Raw genomic sequence first — 15124 nt, forward strand, 5'->3', positions numbered from 1 at the left:
CTATTAAAGCCGATGGGCTAGTTGGCAGGTTAATCGGGTGGCAACCGTGATCACCACCCGATTTGATTACTCGCCCGTTGCCTTCGCGATGATTTCCTTCGACACGTTGGCCGGAACCTCGGCGTACGAGTTGAACACCATCGAGTAGTTGGCGCGACCCTGGGTCTTCGACCGCAGGTCACCGATGTAACCGAACATCTCCGACAGCGGCACGAGCGCCTTGACGACGCGCGCTCCGGAGCGCTCTTCCATGGCCTGGATCTGGCCACGACGGGAGTTCAGGTCGCCGATGACGTCGCCCATGTACTCCTCCGGCGTGGTGACCTCGACCGCCATGAGCGGCTCGAGGATCACGGGGCCGGCCTTGCGAGCGGCTTCCTTGAACGCCTGCGCGCCGGCAATCTTGAACGCCATTTCCGACGAGTCGACTTCGTGGTACGCACCGTCGAGCAGGATCATGCGAACGTCGACCAGCGGGTAGCCGGCGAGCACGCCGTACTGCATCGCGTCCTGAGCGCCCGCGTCAACCGACGGGATGTACTCGCGCGGAACGCGACCACCGGTGACCTTGTTGACGAACTCGTAGTGCGAGCCGTCTTCGCCGTGGAACGGCTCGAGGCCGATCTGCACCTTGGCGAACTGACCCGAACCACCGGTCTGCTTCTTGTGCGTGTACTCGTGCTTCTCGACGGCCTTGGTGATCGTCTCGCGGTACGCAACCTGCGGCTTACCGACGTTCGCCTCGACCTTGAACTCGCGACGCATGCGGTCGACGAGGATGTCGAGGTGGAGCTCACCCATACCGCCGATGACGGTCTGGCCGGTCTCCTGGTCGAGCTTCACCGAGAAGGTCGGGTCTTCTTCCGCGAGCTTCTGGATCGCGACGCCGAGCTTTTCCTGGTCCGACTTCGACTTCGGCTCGATGGCGACGTTGATGACCGGGTCCGGGAACGTCATCGACTCGAGGACGATCGGGTTGGCCGGGTCGCACAGGGTGTCACCGGTAGTGGTGTCCTTGAGACCGATGACCGCGTAGATGTGGCCTGCGGAAGCGGTCGGAACCGGGTTCTCCTTGTTGGAGTGCATCTGGAACAGCTTGCCCAGACGCTCCTTCTTGCCCTTGGTCGAGTTGATGACCTGGGTACCGGAGTCGACCTTGCCCGAGTAGACGCGGACGTAGGTCAGCTTGCCGAAGAACGGGTGGACCGCGATCTTGAAGGCGAGGCCGGCGAACGGCTCGTCCGCGCTCGGCTTGCGAACGAGGATCTCTTCCTCGTTGCCGACGGCGTGACCCTTGGTCTCCTCGACGTCGAGCGGCGAGGGCAGGTAGTCGACGACCGCGTCCAGCATCGGCTGAACACCCTTGTTCTTGAATGCCGAGCCACACAGGATCGGGTACAGCTCCGAGTTCACGGTGAGCTTGCGGATGGCGCCCTTGATCTCGGCGACCGAGAGCTCCTCACCACCGAAGAACTTCTCGAGAAGGTGCTCATCAGACTCGGCAACGGTCTCGAGCAGTTCCTGGCGGTACAGCTCAGCCTGGTCGGCAAGCTCGGCCGGGATCTCGATGGTTTCGAAGCTCTCACCCAGCTTGGTTTCGCCGCGCCAGACCTTTGCGTTCATCTCAACGAGGTCGACAACACCCTCGAACTGGTCCTCCGCACCGATCGGCAGCTGGATGACCAGCGGCTTCGCGCCAAGGCGGTCCTTGATGGTCTGGACGGTGAAGTAGAAGTCCGCGCCGAGCTTGTCCATCTTGTTGACGAAGCAGATACGTGGCACGTCGTACTTGTCGGCCTGACGCCACACCTGCTCGGACTGCGGCTCGACACCTTCCTTACCGTCGAAGACGGCAACGGCACCATCGAGCACACGGAGCGACCGCTCGACCTCGACGGTGAAGTCGACGTGGCCGGGGGTGTCGATGATGTTGATCTGGTTGTCGTTCCAGTAGCAGGTCGTCGCGGCGGACGTGATCGTGATGCCGCGCTCCTGCTCCTGCTCCATCCAGTCCATGGTGGCGGCACCATCGTGAACTTCACCGATCTTGTACGAGATACCGGTGTAGAAGAGGATGCGCTCGGTGGTGGTGGTCTTGCCGGCGTCGATGTGCGCCATGATGCCGATGTTGCGGACCTTGTTGAGGTCAGTCAGCACTTCGAGTGCCACGGGATTCCTTCGCCGTTAGAGAGAAAGTCTTGATGCGGTGGTCCCGCCCGTCCAGCATGCGCCGGACGGGCGGGAACAAATCACCAGCGGTAGTGAGCGAACGCGCGGTTGGCGTCGGCCATCTTGTGAGTGTCCTCGCGACGCTTGACCGAGGCACCGAGACCGTTGCTCGCGTCGAGGATCTCGTTGGCGAGACGCTCGACCATCGTCTTCTCGCGGCGGGCACGCGAGAAGTTCACGAGCCAGCGCAGCGCGAGGGTGTTCGCGCGGCCCGGACGAACCTCGACCGGAACCTGGTACGTCGCACCACCGACGCGGCGGCTCTTGACCTCGAGCGCCGGACGGACGTTGTCCATCGCGCGCTTGAGGGTGATAACCGGGTCGGTGCCGGTCTTGTCGCGGGCCTGCTCGAGGGCACCGTAGACGATGCGCTCAGCGATCGACTTCTTACCGTCGAGCAGAATCTTGTTGACCAGCTGCGTCACCAGCGGCGACCCGTAAACCGGGTCGTTGACGAGCGGACGCTTCGGAGCGGCTCCCTTACGTGGCATTTCAGCCCTTCTCCTTCTTCGCGCCGTAGCGGCTACGGGCCTGCTTACGCTTCTTCACGCCCTGCGTGTCGAGCGAACCGCGGATGATCTTGTAGCGAACACCGGGGAGGTCCTTCACACGACCGCCACGGACGAGCACCATCGAGTGCTCCTGAAGGTTGTGGCCTTCGCCCGGGATGTAAGCCGTAACCTCGACCCCGCTGGTCAGGCGGACACGTGCGACCTTACGAAGCGCGGAGTTCGGCTTCTTCGGGGTGGTGGTGTACACACGGGTGCACACGCCACGGCGCTGCGGGCTGCCCTTCAAGGCTGCGGTCTTGACCTTCGCAGTCTTGTCGGTGCGGCCCTTTCGGACCAGCTGGTTGATAGTTGGCAATTGACCGGCTTTCTTCCTTACACCCGCCTGCGGCGAGCGCCTGTGTTTACTTGCTGTCTGTGGGGTCGGACCATGCGTTGCACGTCATCCGCACCACACAGCACCCGCAGTCGGGCGTGTCGGACATGGCTTAAGGCCTTTGAAAGGGCAGAGTTCAACGACTCAGCCGCTCTCGCTGGCCTACGTGATACGCAAATCCTGCCCACATAAAGTGGGCACAGCGCTCCACGATACGCGCCGATAGTGATCCCGGTCAAAAGCAGGGTTCTGTGCTATCCGTGCGGCACTCCGCCAAAGTACGGAACCCCAGGTGAGAACGCGGAAACCGCGCCTCCACAGGACCCTGGACTTAGCGTCCGGCGGGCTACACGAGGTTGCCACGGCCGCACACTGCCCAGAGAACTTGCCGCCCGAAGGGGTCGGGCAAGGTTCCCCAGGATGCGCACATCGACGTCAGAAAGTCGACTTCGGACACCGGTTCGGCTCCCGACGGCGTTTCCGGACGGACCCGGACGCGGATTGACGGCTCGTCGATCGCCACGGTGACCTCATCGTGGCCCGCTTCGATGCGAAATCTCGAAAGCTCGGTGATCGGTGCCGTCATCTCGATCAGGTGGGTGCCGACGATGCAACACACAGCGGTGAACTCCTCCATGTCCCACATGGCGAGCGCTTCCCGAATCAACGTCCGGCCGACCACGCCGCCCGCCACTCCATTCGACAACTGAACCGTGGCCCGACGACGGAACGGCGTGCGTCGAGAATCACCCAGCGCATCTTCGACCGTCGCGAAGCACGGAACGTACCGCTCGATTCGGTTGCGCGAGATGATCAACCGAACTTCGGGGTCGCTGGCCGCGATCGACAACGGGACCGCCGGCCAGGTCGCGATATGCCATCGCGCGCTCGTGAAGACGGCCCACGCCGACGGGGCCGGAACAGCCAACCGGTCGACGTTGACGATGATCGAACGTGGTTCGGCCACAGACTCTTTGATGATCGAATCGCGCAGGCTCAGATACGACGTCGAATCCAGGGTACCGGTTGGCTCCAACACGACGGCGCCGCCCAGCAGCCATCGCCGGTCGATCCGCAGCAGACTGTCCGACGCGCTCATCCGGCTCATCTTCTCTGGCTTGGGCTTCATACGCGGCGAGGTGTTGTCGGATCACCCGTATCGCATCTCTCCAGAGCACGCGGGCTCGCTGGGTCTGGGACCGCCTGTTCCCCTTCGAGATGCCCCCACCGGAGCCGTTTGAAACAGCATCCGTCGAAGTACACCGAAACAGTTCAGCGCGAGAGATTCAACGTCAGTTCGGTCAGCTTGGTGGCCGCCGCGCACGGGTCACCGTGCGGGAATCCGGGCACGTACTGCACCCACCATCCGATGATCCCGGAGTCGGGCGCACCGGCGGTCACTCCACACGAGTCCGGATCGTTCGGACGCTGCTCCTGGAGCGCCCTGCGGCCTTGGATGTTCGTCTCGGTGACGATGTACTTGAGCTTGTCGAGCGTCGCGCGCTCCACCTCGAGCGACCCGTTCTCGAACCAGTTGAACGTGACCTTGATGCTGCCGCTCGATCCGGTCACGTCCCAGCGGCAGATCGCACCGAAGAAGATGCGCTGGATATCTTCGCCACCAACAGCTTTGGTGATCTCCTCGTCGGTGACGGTGTCACATTCGGTGAGCAGGTTGCGGAACTGGCGGCCGGGCTGGTCGCCCTGGGCGACGTAGGCGTCCGTGGTCGGCGTGGGCGCTCCGCCGACCGGATAGGCCTTCCCGTCAGTGGTCTGGCTGCAACCGGTCAACGCGACCGCGCTGAGGGCAACCGCGAACAAGGCACGCTTGGCGATCATTTCGGCACCCTCGCAACGGTCAGGTCGGCGAGCTTCTTCGCGGAATCGCAGACATCGCCCGTAGGCGTGAATCCACCGTAGGACACCGACCAGTGAATGAAGTCGTCACCGAACTGGACGCCGATTTCGCACAGCCGCTCCGGAATGAACCCCTTGAACCCGGGATGGCCCTCGATCTCGATCTTCTCTGGCGTGCGGCCGATTCCGCCCGACCCTTGCGCCTCGCGGCCGATCGGGCTGCCGCGGTACCACGAGAAACTTACGTGCGGGACGGCGAGGCTGCCCGCCTCCCACACACAGCCCACCGAGTTGCGCGTGATGATGGGAAACGACGTCACACCGATGGCATCGGCGACCTCTTGGTCGGTCACGCCGCCGCACTCGCCGAAGAACGGTCCCAGCGCCGCCACCTTCGCCGACGACGGCCCTGCCCCAGAACTCGACGGCGTGTCATCTTTCGTCGAGGAGCATCCGCTCACGACAAGCGCCACTGCCACGAGCGCGACGCCGAGAAGCGGTCTGTTTCCCACGATCTTGACAATACCGATCGCCGGACGTGGCTGCCCGGAGGTTCTCACCGCCCAAAGGTTCATCTCAGGGCGAGCACGACCTTGCCGGCGGCCGTCCGATTCTCCAGCGACGCGATCGCCGCCGCGGCCTCGGCCACCGGCCGAACGATCGGCTTCGGCGCAGACAAGCGACCCGACGCGAGGAGCGGCTCCACCTCAGCCCATTGCTGGCGGAGGGAGCCGGGATTGGTGAACAGCCATGCGCCCCAGCCCACGCCACGCACGTCGATGTTGTTGAGCAGCAGTCGATTCACGCGAACCGTTGGAATCTCGCCGCCGGTGAATCCGATCACCAGAAGACGCCCTCCCGTGGCCAGACTGCGCAGGCTGTCGGTGAAGCGGTCGCCGCCGACCGGGTCCACGACGACGTCCACGCCGCGACCACCCGTCAGTCCCTTCACCGCGGCGAGCCAGCCCTCGGTGAGTACGACATCGGTGGCGCCGTTGGCCCGCGCCACCTCCGCCTTCTCCTCGGTGCTGACGACGGCGATCGTCCGCGCCGCCCCGAGTAGCGGCGCAAGGCGCAGCGTGGACGTACCGATTCCGCCGGCCGCGCCGTGTACGAGGACGGTCTCGCCGTCGAGCAACTGGGCGCGCGTGCGCAGTGCAAAGTGCACCGTGAGGTCGTTGAAGAGCAGGCCGGCGGCGCTCGTCAGCTCGACCGATTCCGGAATCGTGAACACCGACTGAGCGTCGACCGCCACGACCTCGGCCAATCCCCCACCGAATGGCGTCAGGGCCGCCACGCGGTCCCCCGCCGCAAAGCCCGAGCCCTCCGGTGCGGACCGAACGACTCCCGCGACCTCGTTGCCGGGGACGAACGGAAGGTTCGGCTTGTACTGGTAGAGGCCGCGGGTCTGGAGTGCGATCGGGAAGTCCACGCCCGCCGCCGCCACGTCGATGACGACCTTGCCGTCACCGTCCGGCTCCGGAATATCGACGACTTCCACTGCCTCCGGCCCATCGAGCCGGGAAATCTGGACTGCGCGCATGAATGCGAACATACCGACACCTTCACTGCGGCACGCGCATACGGTTAGTCACGTGACCAAGCGGGTTCTCATCCTCATGCGCCACGGAAAGTCCGCGTACCCCGAGGACGTCGACGATCACGACCGTCCGCTTGCCGGCCGCGGGCAACGCGAAGCCAAGCTCGGCGGCGACTGGATCCGCTCCTCGCAGCCGCAGGTCGATCTCGTCCTGTGCTCCACGGCAACCCGCACGCGGGAGACGCTCGCCGCGACCGGTATCGAGGCACCGGTCAACTACGAGCCGTCCATCTACGGGGGCAGCCCGCATCAGCTCATCGATCTCGTACGCGAGGTGGTCGAGCCCGCCGAGACCATCCTCGTCGTCGGCCACGCACCCGGAATTCCGTGGACGGCGTGGGAACTCGCGCACAATCGAGATTCCCTGGCAGCCGCGGAGATCAGCCAGAAGTATCCGACGTCAGCGATCGCCGTTCTCGAGTTCGACCGTGATTGGGGAGAGATCGGACCCGGCACCGGGGATCTCGTCCGGTTTCACGTGCCGCGCTAGCCGGCAGTTCAGGGTGCGTCTGCGAGCCGTCCAGCCATCCGCACACCAAACCCACAGAACCACCCCTACCAGCGTCGAATTTGGTGTGGAGCTGGCCAGCAGGGGTGTTTCTAGGGGAACTGCGCGTGCCGGATGCGTTCGCACACGGAGATCTCGTAGTCCGCGTAGAAACTCGACCGACCTAATTCCTGGCCACGCCGATGATCGACGTCGCGCCGCCAGACATCGTGCGATTCGAGATTCTCGAATTCGACGATGGACACCCGTTCCCCGTCCTCGGCCACGAACGTCTTGATCGAGACGAATCCCGGCATGGTCCGAGCCTTGTCTTCGAGGTAGTCGGCGGTCTCGTCGTAGCCGTTCGCAGCGGCGTCCGAACGAAGTCGAGAGCGGAACACGGTGACGATCATGTCCACAGCTTATTGACGCCAAAAGGCCGCCCATGCAATCGCATGAGCGGCCTCTTGACGTGCTTGTGGCTTAGCGGAAGTCGCCGTAGCCGTAGTCGTCCAGCGGAACGGCCACACCGGAGCTGACGCCGAAGCCATCCGGGCTGTAGTAAGTGTCGTCGTACGACGGCACCGCGTACGCAGCTGCGCGAGCTTCCTCGGTCGGCTGCACCTGGATGTTCCGGTAGCGGTTGATACCGGTACCAGCCGGGATCAACTTACCGATGATGACGTTCTCCTTCAGACCGATGAGCTTGTCCGAGCGGCAGTTGATGGCCGCGTCGGTCAGAACTCGAGTGGTCTCCTGGAAGGACGCCGCCGACAGCCACGAGTCGGTCGCGAGCGATGCCTTGGTGATACCCATGAGCACCGGACGACCCGAAGCCGGCTCGCCACCCTCGGCCACGACGCGACGGTTCGAGGATTCGAACTCGGCCCGCTCAGTGAGCGAACCGGGCAGGAACTCGGTCGAGCCGGAGTCGATGACCGTGACGCGACGGAGCATCTGGCGGACGATGACCTCGATGTGCTTGTCGTGGATCGACACACCCTGGCTGCGGTAGACCTCTTGCACCTGGTTCACCAGGTACACCTGGACCTCGCGCGAACCCTGGACGCGGAGAACCTCGTGCGGGTCGGCCGAGCCCTCGAGGAGCTGCTGTCCGACCTTGACGTGGTCACCGTTGCCGAGCGGACGCTCGCCACCGTCTTCGTGCTTGAAGACACGCAAACGCTGACGCTTCGACAGCTTGTCGTACACGACCTCTTCGCTGCCGTCGTCCGGCACGATGGTGATCTTGTAGAACCGGTCGTCGTCCTCGAGGCGAATGCGGCCCGCGACCTCGGCGATCGGTGCCTTGCCCTTCGGGATACGCGCCTCGAACAGCTCCTGGACACGCGGCAGACCGCCGGTGATGTCCTCTCCCGCGACACCACCCTGGTGGAAGGTACGCATGGTCAGCTGGGTACCCGGCTCACCAATCGACTGGGCCGCGACGATACCGACGGCTTCACCGATGTCGACGAGCTTTCCGGTCGCCATCGAACGGCCGTAGCAAACCGCACACACACCGGTGCCGGTGGTGCAGGTCAGGACCGAGCGAACCTTGACGTCGGTGACACCAGCACCGAGCAGCGCGTCGATCGCCGGGTCACCGAGGTCGTGACCACGGGTGACGACGACGTTGCCGGCTGCGTCCTTGGCGTCTTCGGCCAGGGTCCGAGCGAACGCGCTGGTCTCGACGTGCGGGGCACGAACGAGTCCGGTCGCGGTGGGCTCGGCGATCTTGACCATGATGCCGCGCTTGGTGTTGCAGTCCGTCTCGCGAACGATGACGTCCTGCGACACGTCGACCAGACGACGGGTCAGGTAACCCGAGTCAGCGGTACGGAGAGCGGTGTCAGCGAGACCCTTACGAGCACCGTGCGTGTTGATGAAGTACTCGAGAACGGTCAGGCCTTCCTTGAAGGAAGACTTGATCGGACGCGGGATGAACTCACCCTTCGGGTTGGTAACCAGACCCTTCATACCGGCCAGCGAGCGGACCTGCGTCATGTTTCCGGCAGCACCGGACTTGACGATGATCGGGATCGGGTTGTCGTCCGGGTAGTGCGCCTCCATGGCCTTACCGACCTCTTCGGTCGCCTCGGTCCAGATCTTGACCAGTGCCGAGTTGCGCTCGGTGTGGTTGAGAGCACCGCGCTGGTACTTCTTCTCGATCTGGTCGGCCTGAGCCTCGAACGCCTCCATGATGGCGGCCTTCTCCGGCGGCACCAGAACGTCGGACATCGACACGGTGACACCCGAACGGGTGGCCCAGTAGAAGCCGGCGTCCTTGAGCTTGTCGACGGTCTGCGCGACGACGATCATCGGGTAACGCTCTGCGAGGTCGTTGATGATCGCAGCCTGACGCTTCTTCGGCATCTGCTCGTTGATGAACGGGTAGTCCCGCGGCAGGAGCTCGTTGAAGAGCACGCGACCGAGAGTCGTGAACGCCGTCCACGGCTGACCGTGCGTCCAGCCCTCCGGGAACTGCGCAGCCTCGACCTCAGCCGACGGACGCTGCTCGGTGAGGCGGACCTTGATCTGCGAACGCATCGTGAGCACGCCACGGTCGACCGCCATCTGAGCCTCGGCCGGCGAGGAGTACACGCTGCGCTCCGGCTCGTCGCCCGACGCCGCCACGTAGGTGCCGGTGGCACCCTCTTCGAGCTTGGTCAGGTGGTAGAGACCGGTGACCATGTCCAGACGCGGCATGGCGAGCGGACGACCCGACGCCGGCGACAGGATGTTGTTCGACGCCAGCATGAGGATGCGAGCCTCAGCCTGGGCCTCCGCCGACAGCGGCAGGTGGACAGCCATCTGGTCACCGTCGAAGTCGGCGTTGAACGCCTCACAGACGAGCGGGTGCAGCTGGATGGCCTTACCTTCGACGAGCTGAGGCTCGAAGGCCTGGATACCCAGGCGGTGCAGCGTCGGTGCACGGTTGAGCAGAACCGGGTGCTCGGCGATGACCTCTTCGAGCACGTCCCACACGGCCGCGCGCTGACGCTCGACCATGCGCTTGGCGGACTTGATGTTCTGCGCCTGGTTCTGGTCGACGAGACGCTTCATGACGAACGGCTTGAACAGCTCGAGCGCCATGAGCTTCGGCAGACCACACTGGTGCAGCTTCAGCTGCGGACCGACGACGATGACCGAACGGCCCGAGTAGTCGACACGCTTACCGAGCAGGTTCTGACGGAAACGACCCTGCTTACCCTTGAGCAGGTCCGACAGCGACTTGAGCGGACGGTTACCAGGACCGGTCACCGCACGACCACGACGGCCGTTGTCGAACAGCGCGTCCACCGACTCCTGGAGCATGCGCTTCTCGTTGTTGACGATGATCTCGGGAGCACCGAGGTCGATCAGTCGCTTGAGGCGGTTGTTCCGGTTGATGACGCGGCGGTACAGGTCGTTGAGGTCGGACGTCGCGAAACGTCCACCGTCGAGCTGAACCATCGGGCGAAGCTCCGGCGGGATCACCGGAACGGCGTTGAGGACCATGCCCATCGGCGAGTTGCCGGACATCTGGAACGCGGCCACGACCTTGAGTCGCTTGAGCGCACGCAGCTTCTTCTGGCCCTTACCGCTACGGATCGTCTCCCGCAGGATCTCGGCCTCGGCCTCGATGTCGAAGCCCTCGATGAGCTTCTCGATCGCCTCGGCACCCATGGCACCGGTGAAGAACTCGCCGAAGCGGTCTTCGAGCTCACGGTAGATGAGTTCGTCGACGATGAGCTGCTTCGGAGCGAGCTTGACGAAGGTCGTCCAGATCTCGTCGAGGCGGTCGAGCTCGCGCTGAGCACGCTCGCGGAGCTGCTTCATCTCCCGCTCGGCACCGTCCTTGACCTTGCGGCGGACGTCAGCCTTGGCACCCTCGGCTTCGAGCTCGGCGAGGTCGGTCTCGAGCTTCTGGGCACGCGTGGCCAGGTCGATGTCTCGACGGTCCTCGACGCCCTTCTTCTCGACGCCCATTTCGGCCTCGAGCTGCGACTGGGCGTTGTGACGGCCCTCGTCATCCACCTTGGTGATGACGTACGCGGCGAAGTAGATGATCTTTTCGAGATCCTTCGGCGCCAGGTCGAGCAGGTAGCCGAGGCGGCTCGGCACACCCTTGAAGTACCAGATGTGCGTGACCGGAGCGGCGAGCTCGATGTGGCCCATACGCTCACGGCGAACCTTTGCGCGGGTCACCTCGACGCCACAGCGCTCGCAGGTGATGCCCTTGAAGCGGACACGCTTGTACTTACCGCAGTAGCACTCCCAGTCCCGCGTAGGACCGAAGATCTTCTCGCAGAAGAGTCCGTCCTTCTCAGGCTTGAGCGTGCGGTAGTTGATCGTCTCCGGCTTCTTGACCTCACCGTAGGACCACTGGCGGATGTGGTCAGCGGTGGCGAGGCCGATCCGGAGCTCGTCGAAGAAGTTGACGTCGAGCACGTAACTTCCTTTCCCCAATTGTTGGGTGTTGTTCTGCGTCAGGAAAGAACAGGGGCCCGGCGGCGGCTGGCGCCGCCGGGCTCGCGAAACCTAGTTCGCCAGGTGGTCTTCGAAGGTCGCCGAGGACTCGTTGCGGGACAGGTTGATGCCGAGCGTCGCGTTGGCGCGATCGAGCTCGTCGTCCTCACTGTCACCCATCGAGATGGCTGCACCGTCGCTCGAGAGAACCTCGACGTTCAGGCACAGCGACTGGAGTTCCTTCAGCAAGACCTTGAACGACTCCGGAATACCTGGCTCCGGAATGTTCTCGCCCTTGACGATCGCCTCGTACACCTTCACGCGGCCGACAACGTCGTCGGATTTGATCGTGAGGAGTTCCTGCAGCGTGTAAGCGGCACCGTAGGCCTGCATGGCCCAGCACTCCATTTCACCGAAGCGCTGACCACCGAACTGGGCCTTACCACCGAGCGGCTGCTGCGTGATCATCGAGTACGGACCGGTCGAACGCGCGTGGATCTTGTCGTCGACGAGGTGGTGCAGCTTGATGATGTACATGTAGCCGACCGAGACGGGGTACGGGAACGGCTCACCCGAACGACCGTCGAACAGCACGGCCTTACCGTCCTCGTTGACCATGCGCTCACCATCACGGTTCGGCAGGGTCGACGCGAGCAGACCGGTGATCTCGTCCTCACGGGCACCGTCGAAGACCGGCGTGGCCAGGTTGGTGTCCGCCGGAACCTCAGCGAGGTCTGCCGGCAGGTTCTTCGCCCAGTCCGGGCTGCCGTCGATCTTCCAACCGGTCTTACCGATCCAACCCAGGTGGGTCTCGAGGATCTGACCGATGTTCATACGACGCGGAACACCGTGGGTGTTCAGGATGATGTCGACCGGAGTTCCGTCGGGCATGAACGGCATGTCCTCGGCGGGGAGGATCTTGCCGATAACACCCTTGTTTCCGTGACGACCGGCGAGCTTGTCACCGTCCTGGATCTTGCGCTTCTGCGCAACGTAGACACGGACGAGCTCGTTGACACCCGGAGGCAGATCGTCGTCGTCCTCGCGGCTGAACACGCGGATACCGATGACCTTGCCGGACTCACCGTGCGGAACCTTGAGCGAGGTGTCACGAACTTCGCGCGCCTTCTCACCGAAGATCGCGCGGAGCAGGCGCTCCTCCGGGGTCAGCTCGGTCTCACCCTTCGGGGTGACCTTTCCGACGAGGATGTCGCCGTCGCGGACCTCGGCACCGATGCGGACGATGCCGCGCTCGTCGAGGTCAGCGAGGACCTCGTCGGAGACGTTCGGGATGTCCCGGGTGATCTCCTCGGCACCGAGCTTGGTGTCGCGAGCGTCGATCTCGTGCTCCTCGATGTGGATGGACGTCAGGACGTCCTCCTCCACGAGGCGCTGCGAGAGGATGATGGCGTCCTCGTAGTTGTGGCCTTCCCACGGCATGATCGCCACGAGAAGGTTCTTGCCGAGGGCCATTTCACCGTTCTCGGTGCAGGGGCCGTCCGCGAGGACCTGTCCACGCTCGATGCGGTCGCCTTCGTCGACGATCGGCTTCTGGTTCGCGCAGGTGCCCTGGTTCGAGCGCGTGAACTTGTTGAGCCGGTAGCCGCGGCGCGTGCCGTCGTCTGCCATGACGGTGATGTAGTCAGCCGAAACCTCTTCGACCACACCGGACTTGGTGGCGACGATGACCTCGCCGGCGTCGACTGCAGCACGAAGCTCCATGCCGGTACCGACGATCGGCGCCTCGCTGCGGATCAGCGGAACCGCCTGACGCTGCATGTTCGCACCCATGAGGGCACGGTTGGCGTCGTCGTGCTCGAGGAACGGAATCATCGCGGTTGCGACCGAGACCATCTGGCGCGGCGAAACGTCCATGTAGTCGACCTCGGTGGCCGGGACGAACTCGACTTCACCGGTCTCCTCGCCCTTGCGGCGAACGAGAACGCGAGGCTCCGTGAAGCGGCCCTCGTTGTCGATCGGCGAGTTCGCCTGTGCGACGACGTAGCGGTCCTCTTCGTCGGCGGTCAGGTACATGACCTGGTCGGTCACCTGGCCGCCGATGACCTTGCGGTACGGCGTCTCGATGAAACCGAACGGGTTCACGCGGGCGTACACCGACAGCGAACCGATCAGACCGATGTTCGGGCCTTCCGGCGTCTCGATCGGGCACATCCGGCCGTAGTGAGACGGGTGAACGTCACGAACCTCGAGGCCGGCGCGCTCACGCGACAGACCACCCGGACCCAGCGCCGACAGACGACGCTTGTGGGTCAGACCCGAGAGCGGGTTGTTCTGGTCCATGAACTGCGACAGCTGCGACGTTCCGAAGAACTCCTTGATCGCCGCCACGACGGGACGGATGTTGATCAGGGTCTGCGGGGTGATCGCTTCGACGTCCTGCGTGGTCATACGCTCGCGGACGACGCGCTCCATACGAGCCAGACCAACGCGGATCTGGTTCTGGATGAGCTCGCCGACAGTGCGCAGACGACGGTTACCGAAGTGGTCGATGTCGTCGGTGCCGACTGGAACCTCGACGCCGCCCGGGACGGTCATCATCTTCTCGCCCATGTGCAGGCGCACGAGGTACTCGACGGTGGCGACGATGTCGTCCTCGGTGAGAACCGTGTTGCTCGTCGGCTCGGACAGGCCGAGCTTCTTGTTGAGCTTGTAGCGACCGACGCGAGCGAGGTCGTAGCGCTTCTCCTTGAAGAACAGGTTCTCCAGAAGGGTCTGCGCGCTCTCCTTGGTCGGCGGCTCGCCCGGACGCAGCTTGCGGTAGATGTCGAGGAGGGCCTCGTCCGTACCCGCGATGTTGTCCTTCTCGAGGGTCGACATCATGATCTCGTACTGGCCGAAGCGCTCGGTGATCTGCTCGTTGCTCCAGCCGAGGGCCTTGAGCAGGACGGTGACCGGCTGACGACGCTTGCGATCGATGCGGACACCGACGGTGTCGCGCTTGTCGACGTCGAACTCGAGCCATGCACCACGGCTCGGGATGACCTTGACCGAGTGGAGTTCCTTCTCGGTGGTCTTGTCGATCGACTCGTCGAAGTAGACGCCCGGCGAACGAACGAGCTGCGAGACGACGACGCGCTCGGTGCCGTTGATGATGAAGGTGCCCTTGACGGTCATCATCGGGAAGTCACCCATGAAGACGGTCTGGCTCTTGATCTCACCGGTGTTGTTGTTGATGAACTCGGCGGTCACGAACAGCGGCGCGCAGTACGTGAGGTCCTTGTCCTTGCACTCGTCTTCCGAGGCCTTGACCTCGTCGAAGCGCGGGTCCGTGAAGGACAGCGACATCAGGCCGTTGAAGTCCTCAATCGGGGAGAGTTCGTCGAGGATCTCCTCGAGACCCCCCTTGATGACATCGTCACCGCGGTCCGTGGCGCGCTGACGCCAATCCGGCGCGCCGATCAGCCATTCGAAGGAATCCGTCTGGAGATCGAGTAGCCCGGGTACTTCGAGCGGCTCGTGAATCTTTGCAAAAGATGCCCGTTTCGGGGCTCCAGGGATTCCGGCAACTACTGCCTTGGTCTGGCTAGAGACTGCCAAGATGCGTCCTTCCAGCACCTCACGCGGACCGCGCAAGCGCGATCATCGCTGTCTGC

Annotated in this window: 11 protein-coding genes; 1 reads left to right on the forward strand and 10 read right to left on the reverse strand. The window is 64.0% G+C overall.

Annotated features, from left to right (window positions below):
* Positions 1 to 66: 66 nt before the first annotated feature.
* The 7 genes from fusA to F600_RS0125875 all read right to left on the reverse strand — a co-directional run bounded on the left by fusA (position 67) and on the right by F600_RS0125875 (position 6514).
* Positions 67 to 2169, reverse strand: a complete 2103-nt coding sequence (gene fusA / locus F600_RS0125845; protein ID WP_018163576.1) for an elongation factor G — start codon at positions 2167 to 2169, stop codon at positions 67 to 69.
* Positions 2170 to 2249: 80 nt separating this feature from the next.
* Positions 2250 to 2720 carry a 30S ribosomal protein S7 gene (rpsG, locus tag F600_RS0125850; protein WP_018163577.1) on the reverse strand — a complete coding sequence of 157 codons (471 nt, stop codon included), beginning with the start codon at positions 2718 to 2720 and terminating at the stop codon, positions 2250 to 2252.
* Between the two features lies 1 nt (position 2721).
* Positions 2722 to 3096, reverse strand: a complete 375-nt coding sequence (gene rpsL, locus F600_RS0125855) for a 30S ribosomal protein S12 (RefSeq protein WP_018163578.1) — start codon at positions 3094 to 3096, stop codon at positions 2722 to 2724.
* 364 nt (positions 3097 to 3460) lie between these two features.
* The gene (locus tag F600_RS0125860) at positions 3461 to 4243 is read right to left on the reverse strand and encodes an STAS domain-containing protein (protein ID WP_018163579.1); all 783 of its coding nucleotides are present in this window, start codon (positions 4241 to 4243) and stop codon (positions 3461 to 3463) included.
* 143 nt (positions 4244 to 4386) lie between these two features.
* Entirely contained in the window at positions 4387 to 4953 is a 567-nt protein-coding gene (locus F600_RS0125865; protein WP_018163580.1) for a DUF3558 domain-containing protein, read from the reverse strand.
* Positions 4950 to 5546, reverse strand: coding sequence for a DUF3558 domain-containing protein (locus F600_RS0125870; protein ID WP_018163581.1), 597 nt, complete (start codon positions 5544 to 5546; stop codon positions 4950 to 4952). Before F600_RS0125870 ends, F600_RS0125865 begins: the two co-directional genes overlap by 4 nt.
* Positions 5543 to 6514, reverse strand: a complete 972-nt coding sequence (locus tag F600_RS0125875) for an NADPH:quinone oxidoreductase family protein (RefSeq protein WP_026306965.1) — start codon at positions 6512 to 6514, stop codon at positions 5543 to 5545. The genes F600_RS0125870 and F600_RS0125875 overlap by 4 nt, the downstream gene beginning before the upstream one ends.
* Before the next feature lie 76 nt (positions 6515 to 6590).
* Between F600_RS0125875 and F600_RS0125880 the strand changes: the two genes are divergently transcribed.
* Positions 6591 to 7061: a SixA phosphatase family protein gene (locus F600_RS0125880; RefSeq protein ID WP_040632704.1), complete on the forward strand. Its 471-nt coding sequence runs from the start codon at positions 6591 to 6593 to the stop codon at positions 7059 to 7061.
* A 110-nt stretch (positions 7062 to 7171) separates the two neighbouring features.
* Here the strand turns inward: F600_RS0125880 and F600_RS0125885 are convergent, their stop codons facing one another.
* The 3 genes from F600_RS0125885 to rpoB all read right to left on the reverse strand — a co-directional run bounded on the left by F600_RS0125885 (position 7172) and on the right by rpoB (position 15086).
* A complete protein-coding gene (locus F600_RS0125885; protein ID WP_040632705.1) occupies positions 7172 to 7471 on the reverse strand; it encodes an antibiotic biosynthesis monooxygenase family protein in 300 nt (99 codons plus the stop codon).
* 70 nt (positions 7472 to 7541) lie between these two features.
* A complete protein-coding gene (locus tag F600_RS0125890; protein WP_018163585.1) occupies positions 7542 to 11492 on the reverse strand; it encodes a DNA-directed RNA polymerase subunit beta' in 3951 nt (1316 codons plus the stop codon).
* Between the two features lie 90 nt (positions 11493 to 11582).
* Entirely contained in the window at positions 11583 to 15086 is a 3504-nt protein-coding gene (gene rpoB, locus F600_RS0125895; RefSeq protein ID WP_018163586.1) for a DNA-directed RNA polymerase subunit beta, read from the reverse strand.
* Between the last annotated feature and the right edge of the window lie 38 nt (positions 15087 to 15124).

The organism is Smaragdicoccus niigatensis DSM 44881 = NBRC 103563, from assembly GCF_000380645.1.
In the GTDB taxonomy this organism is placed as follows: domain Bacteria; phylum Actinomycetota; class Actinomycetes; order Mycobacteriales; family Mycobacteriaceae; genus Smaragdicoccus; species Smaragdicoccus niigatensis.

Bases quoted from the DNA above. Each gene is read 5' to 3' on its own strand.
- rpsG (WP_018163577.1), bottom strand. From the start codon at position 2,720: ATGCCACGTAAGGGAGCCGCTCCGAAGCGTCCGCTCGTCAACGACCCG.
- F600_RS0125865 (WP_018163580.1), bottom strand. From the start codon at position 4,953: ATGATCGCCAAGCGTGCCTTGTTCGCGGTTGCCCTCAGCGCGGTCGCG.
- F600_RS0125870 (WP_018163581.1), bottom strand. From the start codon at position 5,546: ATGAACCTTTGGGCGGTGAGAACCTCCGGGCAGCCACGTCCGGCGATC.
- F600_RS0125885 (WP_040632705.1), bottom strand. From the start codon at position 7,471: ATGATCGTCACCGTGTTCCGCTCTCGACTTCGTTCGGACGCCGCTGCG.
- F600_RS0125875 (WP_026306965.1), bottom strand. From the start codon at position 6,514: ATGCGCGCAGTCCAGATTTCCCGGCTCGATGGGCCGGAGGCAGTGGAA.
- F600_RS0125860 (WP_018163579.1), bottom strand. From the start codon at position 4,243: ATGAAGCCCAAGCCAGAGAAGATGAGCCGGATGAGCGCGTCGGACAGT.
- F600_RS0125880 (WP_040632704.1), top strand. From the start codon at position 6,591: ATGCGCCACGGAAAGTCCGCGTACCCCGAGGACGTCGACGATCACGAC.